Genomic DNA, 15,492 nt, shown 5'->3' with positions numbered 1-15,492 from the left:
TCCTTATCTATGGCCTGTTTTCAGGCTTATTCGAAGAGGCAATATTTTCTCGAATGTTGTTTTTTTGACTAATGAGCCTTGGCCTTGTAGATAATGCCCATTGCGGCAAACGAAAAATAGTATCTTTCTGATCCGCTAAGATAAAAGGTGCCATTGGAGACATGTACGGAATTCCGAAGGACCTTAGACTACTCAAATGAATAACGATAGCAATAAGCCCCACAGTTACACCAAATAACCCAAAAGAAGCCGCTACTAGCATTAGTAGAAATCTTAAAATTCGAATCGTAATCCCCATATTAAAGGAAGGAATAACAAAATTAGAAATAGCCGTGATGGCTACTATGATAACCATCGCAGGAGACACCAAACCTGCTTCTACTGCCGCTTGACCAATTACTAATGCTCCTACTATTGAAACAGCTTGTCCGACAGTCTTCGGCAATCTCACACCGGCTTCTCGAAGGATTTCGAAAGTTAATTCCATAACAGCAGCTTCGATAAATGCTGGGAAAGGAATTCCCTCTCTTTGAGCAGCTAAACTGATTAGTAAGGAGGAGGGCAGCAATTCTTGGTGAAAGGTGGTTATGGCAATATATAGGGATGGAGCCAACAAAGATATGAAAAAACATGCATAACGAAGGAATCGAAGAAGTGTTGCGAAATCTGCTCGTTGGTAATAATCTTCCGCAGATTGGTAAAATTGAATAAATAAAGCAGGCGCCATAAGTACAAAAGGAGTGCCATCGACAAGAATAGCAATACGACCTTCCATTAAGCCTGCGGCGACAACATCGGGGCGTTCCGTATTGTACAGGGTAGGAAACGGTGAGTATGTTTCGTCTTGGATCAGCTCTTCGACATTACCACTTTCAAAAATCGCATCGATATCGATACGTCCAAGGCGAATTCTTGCTTCCTGCACCAATTTGTCATTCACAATGCCATTCATATACATAATGGCTACTTCTGTTTTACTCTTACGCCCGATTGTCTTGGATTCCATCCATAGGTCTGGGTCTCTTATTTTGCGTCTGACGAGTGCGACGTTGGTGCTTAATTGCTCGGTAAACCCTTCCCGTGGTCCTCTTACGACAGACTGCGTGGTCGGTTCTTCAACGGAACGATGCTCCCCACCTTGCGTATTTGCCGCTAACCCCTGCCCCCACCCATTCAGTAAAATAACCGTTAACCCCGCTAATATAGCTTGATATAAGGATTCGAAATCAGGAATTTCACGAACTTGACCGAGTGTACTCATCGAATTTTTTAAAGCATTAAACGGGGACTCACTTAAATCAACCTTTAAATTTTCAGTGAGCAGAGCTTGAATAGAACTTGGATTAATCAGTCCATTTATATAAATAAATCCAATTTGTATCGAATCTGATCCATTCAGATTGATGGTTTGCGTAATGATATCGTTACTATTTCCAAAGGCTTTCTTGACTCTGTCCATGTTAAGTTCTAGCGACTGCTCAAGTGATTCGGTTGAGAACGACGAGTTAATCTGATCGGGCCTTGTTTCAACTGTGCGCTTATTATTATTCCGAAAAATTCTCTCGATGAAATCCATGATATTTGATATCACCACCTACTCAAGCATTTTTATTCGTTGACATTGGCTTTCGAACTGCTCCAACCCCAAGTATGAGTAATGGATACACTAGCCCAATAGTTATCACATAGGGGATATACGATTTGGAATCAAACTCTGCCATATAAGCAACATTGGGATAAACGACAAGTGAATATACAACCAGAATCATTCCTAATGGTAAAACAAGCGGGCGATAATCTTTAATATTCAATATTTGAGCTAGCCCCATAACAAAAGCATAAAAATAAAGAGTTGTTTTAAAATAAACCGTTAGAAACCAAATCCCTGCAATTAGGATTTCAACACGTTCCAATAAATTGCCAATGTTTATCTGTTTGGCTAAAACGTAGCTTGGAAACATATGTCCTTCAGTTAATTTAGTACCCAATACTGAGATGCATAAAAAGGTAATCATTACGAAAAAAAGCCCACCTAGTAAGGTAGCGATCAGAAACGCTTTTTTTGCTTTTTGATGTTGATTGAGATGAACCGGGAATACCATGAGCAGTACTATAAAAGGGAGTGAAGAAGTACCAGCAACGGACAAGGCCGCTTTTATCAGTGGTTTATATCCAATTGTGAACATGGGTTGCAACATTTCAAATTTAATTTCCGGTACAAGACATACGACTAAAATAATAAATAGCAGAACGATCCATGGGAAAAAAATCTCTGCTGCGCGGACTATGGCTTCAAGTCCAAGACGCACACCCATGACAACGACGATGCCAAAAATAAGATTAAGAGCTTGAATAGGTGTATCAGGCATAACTTGTGTGTTCACAAAATTCCCCATATAAAACAAGACCGTAGTTGCGCCGACAAATGCAAAAAAAATAAATACGAGTGAGAGCAGCTTCCCTAACCATTTCCCAAACAATATTTCATTATATTTAGTAAGGTTCATGTTTGGAAAATAATCTCCAACTCTGTTGTATAAACATACGACTAACAAATTTAGGCCAACTCCGATTATAGCTGCGAGCCAGGCATCCTGTTTGGCATCCACAGCAAGCCCTGATGGAATAACTAGGATTGTAGTCCCAATCGTAAATATCATGACGAGTACTGTAAATTGGCTCATGGATATCTTAATGTCTTCCATACTTCCCTCACTAGTGATGCAATTTAATGATACTATTCCCAAATTTCCAAAAATAATCAATAAAGTATGTATCGCCCATATATTTGCAGGTTATATATCCATAATTTGGATTAAATAAAAAAATGCGGGTAAAATAAAGCTTACAACATGTGAGATGTTGTATAAGATACGAAGGTGGTCAATTTCTATGCATGTTGTAATAGCTTTATTTACTATTTATTCCGTTTGGCGTTGGGCAGATTGGAAGAACTGGCACAAGTATCACCCAACAATGCTCTTTATCCTGGCTGGTGGTCTTTTGTATGAATATCTAACCCATGACTTTAATTTGTGGGTTTTTCATCCCGACTTTCTTTATAACCATCAGATAACGGTTATCGTTTATGCCGTAATAACAATGCCTCTAAGCGTTCTTTTGTTCCTCTCACGCTATCCGACAACAACTAAGTTAAAGCAGCTCATGTACTTACTCAAATGGGTATTTATTTATTCTGTTGTGGAATTAGCTTTACAGATTTCTGGTAGAATCTCATACGGTCATGGCTGGACCTTTTGGCACTCCGTGATGTTTGATGTCATGATGTTTCCTATGCTTAGACTGCATCATACTAAACCACTACGTGCGTACTTGTTATCTTTAATCATTATCGTTGTACTCATGTGGTACTTCAAAGTTCCACTACATTAATTAGTCACGCACCCATTTCAGCTTCAAGAATAAATTAATAGAAGCTAACGCAAGAATGGAGGGAAACCCTGTGTATTCCCATGACCCTCGAGTGAAGAAATGCGAAGAAGTCCCTGTGGAGTTTCCGCCCCAATATCAGCCAGGACAGCCTGGACTAGAATATTTGATGATACCGAGGCCTGTTTCGGACCTGCCGGGAAAGGTTGGATCGGGAAAGTTGCAGAATAAGGTTGCGATTATTACCGGAGGGGACAGCGGAATCGGTCGGGCGATCGCCTATTTATTTGCTCGAGAAGGCGCGGATATCGTTGTCGTTTACCTCAATGAACACACGGATGCCTTGGAAACTCAGGAGAGAATCCGGCAAATTGGCCGGAGTTGCTTGACGATTGCCGGGGATATCGGTGATGAGGAATTTTGCAGAGGGGCAGTAGAGACTACCTTGTCCAGATTCGGACGGGTTGATATCTTAATCAATAATGCAGGTGAAATGATTTATGAAGAGGACATAACTAACCTGACATCCGAGCAGTTGTTGCGGATATTCCAGACGAATGTATTCTCCTGTTTTTACTTTACGAAAGCTTTACTTCCTTACTTACAGCCGGGCAGTGCAATCATCAATACGAGCTCTCTCGCAGCGGATAAAGGCTATCCCGCAATGGCTAGTTACTCCGCCACCAAGGGTGCCATTAGCGCACTAACCCGTTCATTGGCGGTTACTCTTGCTGATCGGGGCATCCGGGTCAATGCCGTAGCCCCTGGTCGAACATGGACCCCTCTTATCCCTTCCTCATTTCCGCCTGAATTTTACATGTTTTATGGGTCTTTAAATAATCCAGGACCGATCAAAAGAACAGCACAACCTTATGAAATCGCTCCTATCTATTTATACTTAGCATCGGAAGAATCGCGTTACGTAATCGGACAGACGATTCATGTGAACGGTGGAGAGTATATGGGCTTGTGATGAAGAATGAAGCGCTCATTCATGAGCGCTCAATACATAGGTGCACTTGGCTGTTAGATGTTGGATGAACAGAAATGCCCACGGAAGTTTCCGGGGCTTTTTATGTTTTCTTTCGCAAGGGGTAATTATTTTCAATAAAATGATAAATTCTCAGTAAAATTAGCGCAGATATTGGATACAGCGGGATTGAATAATACAACTTCCAACCAGTATATACAAAGAAACCATTTAGTACGTGCAGCCATTCAAAGAAAACCGCAAATGCTGTCCATCCAGCAAGATAAAGTACAAAACGCATTCGATGCTTTTTTTCGCGTAGATGCCATTTATCGTAAAAAAACAAAAGAAGAAAAGAAAACGGAGGATACAAGAAAACGTGAGCAAATGATGCAATGGGCTCGTAAGTTACATTATCGCCGCAGTAATAAAGTTCAAATGGTGTTGCCGCTAGTGCATAATCATAAGTGGCAACGAATATGACATTAAACGTCCAAATCATGACGATGGTGATAGCGTCAAAATGCTTACGTATCTTAAAAAAAAACGTCATCGCTATAACCGAGCAAATAACAACGAACCATTCGTTCCAATCAATGTGAAAATTCATGGTTTATGGTATCCTTCATAAAATTTTCTGTGAAAAACCTTCATGATCATGATCATCAACATCACATAACCTACCCAAAATACGCCCGACCCTAATAAATATGGTTTCATGTGATTGAAAACGCCTAACCAATCGGAGATCCATTCTAAACCAAGCAGCAATGCCGAATATTTGATGATCATCCCTATTTTTTTTGTTTTGGATGCAGTGGCGGCAATTTCATTTAAGCAAAACACCGTAACTAATGGATACAGCACTAGGCGTATGAGCACATGCGAAAACTCAAACAAAAGTGATTGCGGAATCACGACACTTTTCATATTCATCGTAAAAATAGCTGATCGGATTTGAATCAGCAATGAAGCTAAGCACCAGAATAAAAATATCTCTAACGCATGCAGATGTTTCTTTTGATATTTCATAAAGTAAACAAATACGAACAAAGAAACAAAGCTATACAATAAAAAAACCATAGGAGCTCCCTTCCTGGGAATCTTGTGGTTATTGTTTACTAATTACCAGTTCCTTATAACCTATTTCCTCGAAATATTCCCCAAAGTTAGCCATTGGAAAAGCCCCCATAGGGACTACAAGCGCTGTGGCAAATAAGTAACAGCCCACACACAATTTCCCACAATCTTACGATAGGATGTCCATAATCTTTCGGTACAGTAAGGGTGTAAGGGAAATCAACCATCCCTGCATGCTACATAAATCGAAAGGAGTTTTCAAACTATGAAAACAACATGGAAAAAACGCGCCGTTCAAACGAGCCTGCTAGCTATTATGACAACCATCGCATTCGGTGCAGTAAGTGCCTCTGCGGCAGATACAACAAGTGAAACACAACCCACTTCCAAAGCCGTACACATGGTAAAGGCTGTTGGAGCAGTGCCAGCCCTTCACTTCCGCTCTTCGAGTGCAGGCTTGCTTAACCAACCTGCTCATGAGCGCAACTATTTGAAAATGCTTGCCACTACGTACGCACCAGATACCCTTGTTGACTGGAAGAAAGCACTCGACGATCGGAAGCAAGCAGAAGCTGATCTGCCGAAGCCTTCCTTCGCTCAGACAGTAACGATTTCAAGTAAAGATGCTGGGGATGGTGCCGTGCAAGTATTCCCTTCTGAAGGCGCTACTTTCGTTACTTCATTTGAAGGCGGAAAAGCCATCGAAGCTTTGCCTCCATTACCTACTCTCACAGCTACAGAAATCAAGGACCTCCCAGAAGGGGTAACTGCTCCCACCAGAGGCTTGATCACAAGCATAACGAAGTCCGATGGAACAGCGCCAGAGCAGATTGCCCGTCTTCTTCCAGTTGAGGCTGGAGTTGCGAGTGATATAATGATAGCAAAGCCTGTAGAGTCTGAAAGCATGAAACTTCAACAAAAATTAACAGATGCGGTAGAAGCGGATGATGCAGAAGCGATCCGTGCTATCTTGCCAGATTTGTTGAAGGATTTTATAAAGGGAACAGAAGACATGCGTGACATCACTAAAAAAATCAAAGAGCAGCAAGCAACAGAAGCTGAGAAAAAATAAATGGTAAGTAAGGTGGATCCGATCGCATATTCTGCGATTCGGCTCCACTTTTCCTCATGTTATAGAAGGCATGGAAGGCAGGGATACGATGTATAGCATCTTTTTAGTAGAAGACGAAGAACATTTACGAGGCGTATTAGCGGCCTATTTGGAGAAAGAGGGGTGGCAAGTGCGTTCGTTCCCCGATGGGACCTCAGCCAGAGAAGCGATCTCGGAGCGGCCGGACTTGTGGGTCCTCGATATTATGCTGCCAGGCGTAGACGGCTTCCAACTCATACGTGAGATTAAAGCCGATCAACCGTCTCAGCCCGTGATCTTCATCTCGGCCCGCGATGCGGATATCGATCGCATTATAGGTCTTGAGCTTGGAAGCGATGACTACTTGGCGAAGCCGTTTCTGCCACGCGAGCTAGTCATCCGCTGTCGCAAGCTGCTAGAGCGCGTATATGCACGGCAAGGAAACAGCGTGCTAACGGCATCCATGGAGCGCCGCGCGCAGCTCACTACGTTAGCTACTTACACGATTGATGAGCCCGCTCGCACCGTAACCGATCGTGAGGGCGCTGCGCTCGATTTGACTTCAAAGGAATTCGAGCTGCTGCTCTACTTCATTCAACATCAAGGACATGTGCTTGAACGGGAGCAAGTGCTGCGCTCTGTTTGGGGCATCGACTACTTCGGCACGGATCGTGTCGTTGATGATTTAGTACGCAGACTGCGCCGCAAGCTGCCAGACATGCGTTTAGAAACCGTATACGGATACGGGTATAGGATGGTGAAAGCATGAGTCTTCGACTAGGCCAGTGGCCGCTCGCCATGAAATTATGGGGAGCCTTCGCCGCGCTGACTTTGTTCATTTTCACACTGCTTGCGGTATTATTGCCTTGGACGTTAAAGGGCTTTTTCACCGAGCAGCTTTATAATATTTTGATGGATACCCAAAGTGGTCTTCAAGTGGAAGCGACGAGAGCTGCGAGTCCTGTTTTTGCTATCCCCCTATCACCACAGCCTATGAACATGACAACCATCTCAGGGTCCGATCCATCCCTTGGAAGTCGCGTTCTAGTTGTCCCTAATGCCGAGGGAAGCAGTATCGTGCAAATGGGAGCTTCATCGAGCGCTTCTGTTCCCACATTGACCGAAGTTTCTAAGCTTTCCGCCCAGATAACAGCTCCTTTTGAAAGCACATTGACCGGCCCTTCCATCCGGCATTTTACGATCAGTGGTACACAAGCAGCTGAGGCCATAGCAGCTACAACTGCTACTACGACAACACTCCATTCCGCAGAGCCATTCATGGCAGCCATGGAGAAAGATGCGCTAGCCCAGATGCAGCCCGTTGCCAAGTATACACGCAGTATTGATAATAACAGTATCTTTTATGTCATCCGCAAAGAGATCGTCCAAGGAGCGCCTAACTTTATCGTTTCCTACGCTTGGGGCAACTACCGCAATGATCTCATCATGTCGATGTTCGTCCGACTGATCCTATTGATGGTTGGCCTTATCGTGATCAGCTGGGTCCCCTGCTTACTGCTCGCTCGGTATTTCACGCGTCCCCTCGTTCAGATGGAACAGCATGTGGGACGCATGGCCGAGCGAGATTGGCATGAGCCCATCGACACGGGCCGCCGTAAAGATGAGATTGGCCGCCTAGGCAAAGCCATTGAAGGGATGCGGCAGCGTCTTGTAAAGCAAGATCGTGCGCAGCAATTCTTTCTGCAGCATACGTCGCACGAACTAAAAACACCGGTCATGGTGATCCGCAGTTATGCGCAATCCATTCAGGACGGTGTTTTTCCGAAAGGCACGTTAAGTGCAAGTTTAGGTGTCATTATGAAAGAGGGCGAACGCCTGGAGAAGCGCATCCGCGATCTGTTATTGCTGAACAAATTGAATTATTTTACGGCCAAAGAGAAGCCTTTCCATGCTTTTGAAATCAAAGCAGTTATCGAAGATGTTGTAGAACGACTCCGCTATAAACGTCCTGAGATCACTTGGGAACTGAACTTAGCTCCTCACACGCTCCTGGGAGATCAGGAACAATGGAAGATCGCTTTGGAAAACATGCTCGATAATCAGCTTCGTTACGCCGAGACTTGCATTCGGATCCGTATGAGCCCTGCTCCTCATTTTGACATTCAGATGAGTAACGACGGTCCGCTGCTCGATGAGACAATCGCGGATAATCTGTTCGAACCTTTCCGTACCGGCGGCAAGGGTCAGTTCGGACTCGGCTTAGCCATCGTGAAACAAATTATGGATCATCACGCGATGAGCGTTCAGGCTAAGAATGAACATGATGGCGTCACGTTCACCATTTTACCTGCTGACGATACGGTTCGAGGCTCCGAGACATAGCACGAAGTAGCAGAAATAAATAGCTGCATAAAGGATCGTCGTCGTAATCACCGGGATTAGGATCTCTCCGCTGATCAACTGGATCGTCGTTAGCGCTTTGAGAACCATGATGCTGTGCACAACACCTAGCAGCAGAGGCAGCATGAACACGAACAAGGTCTGTTTGGCGATCGTCGTTCTAATTTCTTTGCGGCTTACACCGATTTTGCGAAGCATTGCATAGCGCTCTTTATCCTCGTTCGCATCCGTCAGCTGTTTGAAGTAAATCATACAGCCTGTCGCGGCTAGGAAGACAAGTCCTAAGAAGCCCAGCGTGAAGATATCCATGCCAGCGGACTCCATGTTTTGGCGATATTGATAATAGTAGGAGGAAAACCCGTTCTGATCGGTTTTCAGCTTCATCAGGGTATTTGAGGTCAGCTTCGTTGACCCTTGATTCTTGACGACATACCCTTTGTACGTCACTTCTTCTGATCCTGGGAGCAGCTTGGCATACAGGGTATCACTGACGATGAAGACGAGATCAGGGAAGCTCCATGGCAGTATTCTTCCTACGATTATCTGCTGAACAGTTAGCGTTTGCTTGCCTGCCTGAGCATTGAAAGAAATCGTATCTCCCTTCACTTCATTCAGGGTAAACGTCGAATATCTCGGCTGAATGACCGCGATATCTTGATCTTGGAGTACCACTTGACCCTCTCTGTCTAACGTCTCTGAGATACGATTATACATGGAGGCTGACACCAGCTTGATTGGAACGGAACTTGGCGAATGACTTGATGGATGATAGTAGAAATTCGTCACGTCAGCCGTAACTCGGATAATAGGGACATCCAGCTTAGCTTCGATTGGATGTTCTTTATCCTGCTCTAATATAGCGCTAACTTGCCCATCGAAGCTTGCTCCTTGTGAAATGTGCATGTAGCTGAAGGGTGCTTCCTCCTCTGCTGCTTTGGTGATCGTGAAATAGGCGCTTGAGCCTACCGTAACCGCACAAAGCGTTAGTGCGCTGAGCAGCGCAATCATCGTGAACATTCGCGTATTGCCTCGAATACGATAAATCAATTGCGCTGTGGAGATCATGTTCATGCCTTTATAGTAGCGAGACTTCGTCTTTTGAGCGATTTTCAAGATATAAATGAGTGCATACCGAAATAGCAGATAAGTGCCGGCGATCAAGGTGCCGAAGATAATGAGGAAGTTCCGTCCCATTTGGGCAGAAGTCGTCATAGGCTGGAACACCGTCCAATAGCCGATAATCAATAACGCAACAGCCAAAACCGCTGACAAAGCCGATGGCTTCGGAACCTGCTCCCCCTCTTGCTCTGCTTTGAACAATTCCACGAGCTGAAAGCGATAGATTAATCGGTAGCTATGGATTGAAGTGACCACGATAATGATGGCAAATACGATCAGTGTGTTCACAATCGCCTCAGAGGAAATACTGAAGCTGACTTCAACGGCTGAATCCAACAATTTGAGGAACATCATTGCAAACAGCTTGGACAGTAGTGTCCCCAGCACGATACCAACTGCAACGGCGCCAATGCCCATCATCATATTTTCATAAAATAACATAGTGCCAATCTTACGCTTCCTCACGCCAAGCAAAGCGTACAAGCCTACTTCCTTCTTTCGCTTTTTAGTGAAAAACGAGTTGGAATACCAGATAAACGCCGCAACGAACAGGATGAGCACGATTGACGCTTGTGTGAAAACGGACTTCATGCCCTCCCATTTCTGCATATTCGCCGCAATCTCCTCACTGTAGCGCAAAGAAACAAACGTATAGTAAATCACGACACTGAAAATCATCGAGATGAAATAGATCAAATAATTTTTCAAATTACCGATGACATTCCTTCTAGCCAGACTAAATAAGGTCACTTGCCCCACCCCCTAGCACCGAGAGCACATCCATGACTTTGTTGAAAAATTCCTTGCGCGAAGCGTTCCCCTTATTTAACTCCGTAAATAATTGACCATCTTTAATAAAGACAACACGTGTACAATAGCTAGCTGCAAAAGCATCATGCGTCACGATGAGAATGGTTGATTTATCCTGCACATTCAAGCTCTGCAAGCTTTCAAGAAGTTCTGTCGCAGACTTGGAATCCAGTGCCCCTGTTGGCTCATCGGCCAGTACGAGACTGGGGTTTGACACGATGGCGCGGCATGCGGCTGTTCGCTGCTTTTGCCCGCCCGAAATTTGGTATGGGTACTTATCCAGCAAGGGATCGATGCCGAACTTCTTGCTGATCACATCTACGCGGCGCTCCAATTCAGCCACATTCATTCTTGCTAAGGCAAGCGGGAGAATGATGTTCTCTTTCACAGTCAACGTATCGAGCAAGTTATAGTCCTGAAAAATAAAGCCCAGCTTGTCGCGGCGAAAGTTCGCCAGCTCTGCCTCCTTCATCTTCATAAGACTAATCCCGTCAACGATGATTTCCCCAGAGGTTGGCTGATCGATCGTGGCTAACATGTTCAGCAGTGTCGTTTTGCCCGATCCAGACGGTCCCATAATGCCAACAAATTCGCCTTGGGCAATGGTTAAATCGATATCTTTCAGCGCTGTAAATACATTTCCTTTGGTACCGTATACTTTCTTCAGTTGTTTTGCTTCAACGATCGTTTTCATATCGGTTATTCCTCCAATATACATGGTTTAATTCCTGATACCTCTATCCTACTATCTTCGGGATTATGCAACCATCGAAGTAACTTACAACTCCTCTGCGTTACCTTACAATTTTGTCATGATTATGCTACCATTTCTGGTGAAGTGGTATAATCGGCTCATTCGTTCCTTAAGGAGGCATCGACTGTCTGTGAAAATTATGATCGTGGAAGATGATAAAACGATACGGGATACGGTGGCTGAAGCACTGGGTCGCTGGGGGTTTGAAACGGTCATTATCGAGCAATTCGACGCCGTGCTCACCGTTTATGTGAGCGAAAATCCCCACCTCGTGCTGATGGACATTAATTTACCGGCGTACGACGGATTCTATTGGTGCCGCCAGATCAGAGAAGTTTCGAATGTACCGATTCTCTTCCTCTCGTCCCGTAATACCCCAATGGATATGGTCATGTCCATGAATATGGGTGGCGATGATTTTATCCAGAAACCTTTCTATACGGATGTCCTCGTTGCGAAAATCAATGCCCTGCTGCGCAGAACCTACTCCTACATGGAAACATCGGCTAACGTAATGGCTCATAATGGCGTCGTCCTGAACTTGAAGGATGGTGACATTGCCTGTGGAGATCAGAAAACAGAGCTTACCCGGAACGAGTTCAAAATTCTCACCATCCTCATGCAACATCAGGGCGCTATTGTCAGCCGAGAGCAGATGATGCGCGGACTTTGGGAGGATGAAAGCTTCGTAGACGACAATACGTTAACCGTTAATATTACCCGCCTGCGCAAAAAGCTTGCAGAACTTGGACGCGATGATTTCATCACAACCAAGAAAGGGCAAGGGTACATGATCCCATGAGCTTTCTCTCTTATTTGAAGGATAAACGATATTTCATAGGGATGTATGCGGTGACGATGCTATTCATTTCAATGATTATGCTTGTCAGTGTAAAAGGGCAGGCCGCCCTTAATAATATCGCCTACACGAATGCAGGCTGTTTTCTATTCGCAGCCCTATATATAATCTTTGGCTACTTCTATCGGAAGTCCTTCTACAAGGAGCTGAATGAGTTTCTTGGCAAAAACCAACATCAAGATTGGGCCATCGCGGCGATGCCCGAGCCTCAAACCAATGAGCAAGAGCTCTATCTACAGCTGTTAACTCAGCTGTCTAAGGATCAAGCCAACGAAACGCATCTCCTGCAAGCGGAGATCCGGAATCATCAGGAATTCATCCTCTCCTGGATCCATGAAGTGAAGCTGCCTATCGCAGCCAGCCGTCTCATTATGGAGAACCGCGCTGGCAAAACCGCGGAATACCTCGTAGACAAGCTCGAAGACGAGCTTAGCAAGATCGATAGTTATGTCGAGCAAGCGCTCTACTACTCGCGTATTGACTCTTTTTCCAGAGATTATTTCATCTCAGAGTTGTCACTGATCACCCTTGTGAAGGATAGTGTTAAAAAGGTGGCCAAGCTGTTTATTGCCAAACGGATACGTCCGGATATGGAAAACCTTACTCACCATGTGAATAGTGACAGCAAGTGGCTGGGATACATCGTGAATCAGATCGTGGCGAATGCCTTGACCTACACCGACAATGGCGGCAGTATCACCTTCCGTTCCGAGGAAACCGACTCTGAGAAGCGGTTGATTATTAAAGATACAGGGATAGGGATTGATCCCGCTGATCTAGGTCGCGTGTTCGATAAAGGCTTCACGGGGAAAAATGGCCGAACACACAGCCGCTCCACAGGAATGGGGCTCTACTTAGCCAAACAAATGGCGCTGAAACTTGGTCATGATCTGTCGATTACCGGAACGGTTGGCCAGGGGACTGCGGTCACCATTCACTTCATGAAGATGCAGCATTATAATGATTTGCGTTGATGTTTATAAAAAGACGACATAGCGAAAAGCCTCCGTACCTGGGTGTCAGGTTGGAGGCTTATTGCCATCGGCCCTCGTATTGGCCACTGGATAAGGAACGTAAGGGGATGCTGGGAGGTGACCCTCCTTCGCCGCAACTCCTTTTCTGTTGTATCTACATCAGTAATCCTGTGTTACATCGATCGAGATGCCTCTACCTTAACTGCTGGTTGCTCGTGCTTTTTCAACAGAGATAAGAAAATAACCACGATAGCCATGACACCAATGATACCTAACGTCCACATCGGACTACTCAAATTCAAGTTCTGACGGAAGTAGAACAAATCACGAAGTCCTTCCGCAGCGAAACGAAGCGGCAGCCACGAGTACAGCCAGTCTTGGCTGAATGTTGGTAATAATTCGACTGGCAGAGAAAGCACGGGTGCGCCGAAGAAGAACACGAGCACAAACAGCGGTACACCTTTTAAACCAAGCCAGCTGACAACGGCCGTTTGCAACAGGAAGAAGGCAAAACCTACAAAAGTAAGGAATAACCCCATCTCCCAATAATTGGGGATGGTTAAGCCCAACCATTGTCCTGCTACAAGTAGAATACTGGCCGCAGAAGCTGCAGTGATGACAACACCACTAAGCAATTGCGAAACTTGAATACCGAAGCGATGCGAGCGTGAGCCTGTTTGTGTTGCTTTGCCAGCAGCCATGAAGAGGAATAAGGTTGTCACCATAGCTCCAAACCAAGCAAGCTGAGTCAACACAACAGGTGCGTTCCCATTCGCGCTGTTCGTGCCAACGGCATTAATGTTCTTGCTTGTAACGACGATTGGTGAGGCGAACGCTTTGGTTTGATCAACGGTGAGAGTGCCGCCTTTTTGACTAACTTGTGCTAATAGTTGCTCTCTCACTTGACCGTTAACGCCATTAAGGATCTGGCTCAGCACGCCGTTCGCCATGGTAGCTGCGGTGTTATTCATCCCTTGGTTTATATAAAGTGTTAAGGATGATGCCTGCGGCGCAGGGGATAATAAACTAGCCAGCTTATGGCTAAAGTCTGCCGGAATGATGATCGCCGCGTAGGCTTGCTCTCGATCCATCGCATCGATCGCTTCTTGTTCACTGGCTAAAGTCGTCCATTTGAGTGGAGATACGGTGTCAGCTTGTGCTGGGGCAGCAGTTATTTTCTCCTGAATCAGCTTACCGAAATTCATTTCTTGCCCGGTTGGTAGCTTCTCACCTGCATCCATTTGAACAAGAAGAACAGGCAGATTCTTAGGCGTTGGATTCACAGTAGAGCCGAGTTGCGCAATCCCTAATAGAAGAATAACAAGAAAAACAACAATGATAGCTAAATAAGGATGTTTCTGTTTAAAAAAATGATTCATAGTAAATGCCCCCTCAGATTCATAATTTCATATATTTCATTCAACGTTGTGTGAACGAAATTACTAAAAAAGAATCACTTTCTCCAAAGTGATACGGTGAAAGCGACCATATTTTTCAAATAACTATCGACATCGGTTTCTATCATATTCACTGCTGTGAATTGTCCGAGAACGGCCATCATACCCACGGAAATAACTTGTTTGGCAGCTAAGCGGAAGTCCATCTCTCGGATTTCTCCAGCCTCAGCTCTTTTCGTCAGAGCTTCCGTTAACGCCTGGTGGCGCTGCATGATTAGCTGGGTCATAAAATTCTTATCCTCAGATAAGATATTATCTGAATCACGCAGCATAATTTTTATAAAATCCGGATCCCCTATGAGGGTACCCACCAATCTTGAGATAAACAGATATAAGGCTTCTTCCAACGGCTGACCTGGATGAATCCCTTTAATCAACTGATCCATCAGCTCCATGCGATCTTTCTGAGCCTCATGGAAAATGGTCTCTAGTATCTCCTGCTTTCCTCCTGGAAAATAGTGATACAACAAGCCATCTGTGATCCCGATATGCTTATTCATTGCGCGAATCGACGTCCCGTGATAGCCATGCTCCGCAAACAGTTGCTTCGCACCAAGTAAGATTTGCTCTCTACGTTCGGCAGCCTGATGATCGCGGCTTGTTTTGGGAACTCTTTTCATACATGTAA

At 44.8% G+C, this 15,492-nt stretch carries 15 protein-coding genes; 8 read left to right on the top strand and 7 right to left on the bottom strand.

Going from position 1 to position 15,492, the window contains the following annotated elements:
- Positions 1–7: 7 nt before the first annotated feature.
- Positions 8–1,576 carry a spore germination protein gene (locus L6I86_RS19580; protein ID WP_236289789.1) on the bottom strand — a complete coding sequence of 523 codons (1,569 nt, stop codon included), beginning with the start codon at positions 1,574–1,576 and terminating at the stop codon, positions 8–10.
- Between the two features lie 22 nt (positions 1,577–1,598).
- Positions 1,599–2,705 (bottom strand): GerAB/ArcD/ProY family transporter, encoded by a 1,107-nt coding sequence (locus tag L6I86_RS19575; RefSeq protein WP_236289786.1) that lies wholly within the window; start codon positions 2,703–2,705, stop codon positions 1,599–1,601.
- A gap of 187 nt (positions 2,706–2,892) precedes the next feature.
- Between L6I86_RS19575 and L6I86_RS19570 the strand changes: the two genes are divergently transcribed.
- From L6I86_RS19570 to L6I86_RS19560, 3 genes are all read left to right on the top strand, one after another.
- Positions 2,893–3,393 (top strand): CBO0543 family protein, encoded by a 501-nt coding sequence (locus L6I86_RS19570; protein WP_236289785.1) that lies wholly within the window; start codon positions 2,893–2,895, stop codon positions 3,391–3,393.
- A gap of 91 nt (positions 3,394–3,484) precedes the next feature.
- Positions 3,485–4,363, top strand: a complete 879-nt coding sequence (locus L6I86_RS19565) for an SDR family oxidoreductase (RefSeq protein WP_338113424.1) — start codon at positions 3,485–3,487, stop codon at positions 4,361–4,363.
- A 171-nt stretch (positions 4,364–4,534) separates the two neighbouring features.
- The gene (locus L6I86_RS19560) at positions 4,535–4,843 is read left to right on the top strand and encodes a hypothetical protein (protein WP_236289781.1); all 309 of its coding nucleotides are present in this window, start codon (positions 4,535–4,537) and stop codon (positions 4,841–4,843) included.
- Positions 4,844–4,966: 123 nt separating this feature from the next.
- Here L6I86_RS19560 and L6I86_RS19555 read toward each other — a convergent pair whose 3' ends face one another.
- Entirely contained in the window at positions 4,967–5,443 is a 477-nt protein-coding gene (locus L6I86_RS19555) for a hypothetical protein (RefSeq protein ID WP_236289779.1), read from the bottom strand.
- Positions 5,444–5,705: 262 nt separating this feature from the next.
- Between L6I86_RS19555 and L6I86_RS19550 the strand changes: the two genes are divergently transcribed.
- From L6I86_RS19550 to L6I86_RS19540, 3 genes are all read left to right on the top strand, one after another.
- Positions 5,706–6,512 (top strand): hypothetical protein, encoded by an 807-nt coding sequence (locus tag L6I86_RS19550; protein ID WP_236289777.1) that lies wholly within the window; start codon positions 5,706–5,708, stop codon positions 6,510–6,512.
- A gap of 88 nt (positions 6,513–6,600) precedes the next feature.
- Entirely contained in the window at positions 6,601–7,299 is a 699-nt protein-coding gene (locus L6I86_RS19545; RefSeq protein WP_236289775.1) for a response regulator transcription factor, read from the top strand.
- The gene (locus L6I86_RS19540; RefSeq protein WP_236289774.1) at positions 7,296–8,873 is read left to right on the top strand and encodes a HAMP domain-containing sensor histidine kinase; all 1,578 of its coding nucleotides are present in this window, start codon (positions 7,296–7,298) and stop codon (positions 8,871–8,873) included. Before L6I86_RS19545 ends, L6I86_RS19540 begins: the two co-directional genes overlap by 4 nt.
- Here L6I86_RS19540 and L6I86_RS19535 read toward each other — a convergent pair.
- Together L6I86_RS19535 and L6I86_RS19530 are read right to left on the bottom strand one after the other, a co-directional pair.
- Positions 8,835–10,760, bottom strand: coding sequence for an ABC transporter permease (locus tag L6I86_RS19535; RefSeq protein WP_236289773.1), 1,926 nt, complete (start codon positions 10,758–10,760; stop codon positions 8,835–8,837). The genes L6I86_RS19540 and L6I86_RS19535 overlap by 39 nt on opposite strands.
- Complete coding sequence (locus L6I86_RS19530; RefSeq protein ID WP_236289771.1) at positions 10,747–11,514, bottom strand: ABC transporter ATP-binding protein; 768 nt, start codon at positions 11,512–11,514, stop codon at positions 10,747–10,749. Before L6I86_RS19530 ends, L6I86_RS19535 begins: the two co-directional genes overlap by 14 nt.
- 190 nt (positions 11,515–11,704) lie before the next feature.
- Between L6I86_RS19530 and L6I86_RS19525 the strand changes: the two genes are divergently transcribed.
- Both L6I86_RS19525 and L6I86_RS19520 read left to right on the top strand, forming a co-directional pair.
- On the top strand, positions 11,705–12,376 hold the full coding sequence (locus L6I86_RS19525; protein WP_236289769.1) for a response regulator transcription factor: 672 nt from the start codon (positions 11,705–11,707) through the stop codon (positions 12,374–12,376).
- Positions 12,373–13,407 (top strand): sensor histidine kinase, encoded by a 1,035-nt coding sequence (locus tag L6I86_RS19520; protein ID WP_236289767.1) that lies wholly within the window; start codon positions 12,373–12,375, stop codon positions 13,405–13,407. The genes L6I86_RS19525 and L6I86_RS19520 overlap by 4 nt, the downstream gene beginning before the upstream one ends.
- Before the next feature lie 173 nt (positions 13,408–13,580).
- On the opposite strand, the gene L6I86_RS19515 is transcribed toward L6I86_RS19520, so the two are convergent.
- Both L6I86_RS19515 and L6I86_RS19510 read right to left on the bottom strand, forming a co-directional pair.
- Positions 13,581–14,786, bottom strand: coding sequence for a YhgE/Pip domain-containing protein (locus tag L6I86_RS19515; RefSeq protein ID WP_236289765.1), 1,206 nt, complete (start codon positions 14,784–14,786; stop codon positions 13,581–13,583).
- Positions 14,787–14,860: 74 nt separating this feature from the next.
- Positions 14,861–15,484 (bottom strand): TetR/AcrR family transcriptional regulator, encoded by a 624-nt coding sequence (locus L6I86_RS19510; protein WP_236289763.1) that lies wholly within the window; start codon positions 15,482–15,484, stop codon positions 14,861–14,863.
- Positions 15,485–15,492 lie beyond the last annotated feature (8 nt).

This window comes from Paenibacillus allorhizoplanae (genome assembly GCF_927798215.1).
In the GTDB taxonomy this organism is placed as follows: Bacteria; Bacillota; Bacilli; order Paenibacillales; family NBRC-103111; genus Paenibacillus_E; species Paenibacillus_E allorhizoplanae.
Note: the sequence above shows the minus strand (reverse complement) of the source record. Positions and strands in the feature narration are given on the sequence as shown.

What these genes read in the sequence shown, in the direction of transcription:
- L6I86_RS19555 (WP_236289779.1), bottom strand. Translation starts at nt 5,443, where the DNA reads ATGGTTTTTTTATTGTATAGCTTTGTTTCTTTGTTCGTATTTGTTTAC.
- L6I86_RS19510 (WP_236289763.1), bottom strand. Translation starts at nt 15,484, where the DNA reads ATGAAAAGAGTTCCCAAAACAAGCCGCGATCATCAGGCTGCCGAACGT.
- L6I86_RS19545 (WP_236289775.1), top strand. Translation starts at nt 6,601, where the DNA reads ATGTATAGCATCTTTTTAGTAGAAGACGAAGAACATTTACGAGGCGTA.
- L6I86_RS19575 (WP_236289786.1), bottom strand. Translation starts at nt 2,705, where the DNA reads ATGGAAGACATTAAGATATCCATGAGCCAATTTACAGTACTCGTCATG.
- L6I86_RS19515 (WP_236289765.1), bottom strand. Translation starts at nt 14,786, where the DNA reads ATGAATCATTTTTTTAAACAGAAACATCCTTATTTAGCTATCATTGTT.
- L6I86_RS19540 (WP_236289774.1), top strand. Translation starts at nt 7,296, where the DNA reads ATGAGTCTTCGACTAGGCCAGTGGCCGCTCGCCATGAAATTATGGGGA.
- L6I86_RS19580 (WP_236289789.1), bottom strand. Translation starts at nt 1,576, where the DNA reads ATGGATTTCATCGAGAGAATTTTTCGGAATAATAATAAGCGCACAGTT.
- L6I86_RS19550 (WP_236289777.1), top strand. Translation starts at nt 5,706, where the DNA reads ATGAAAACAACATGGAAAAAACGCGCCGTTCAAACGAGCCTGCTAGCT.
- L6I86_RS19530 (WP_236289771.1), bottom strand. Translation starts at nt 11,514, where the DNA reads ATGAAAACGATCGTTGAAGCAAAACAACTGAAGAAAGTATACGGTACC.
- L6I86_RS19570 (WP_236289785.1), top strand. Translation starts at nt 2,893, where the DNA reads ATGCATGTTGTAATAGCTTTATTTACTATTTATTCCGTTTGGCGTTGG.
- L6I86_RS19520 (WP_236289767.1), top strand. Translation starts at nt 12,373, where the DNA reads ATGAGCTTTCTCTCTTATTTGAAGGATAAACGATATTTCATAGGGATG.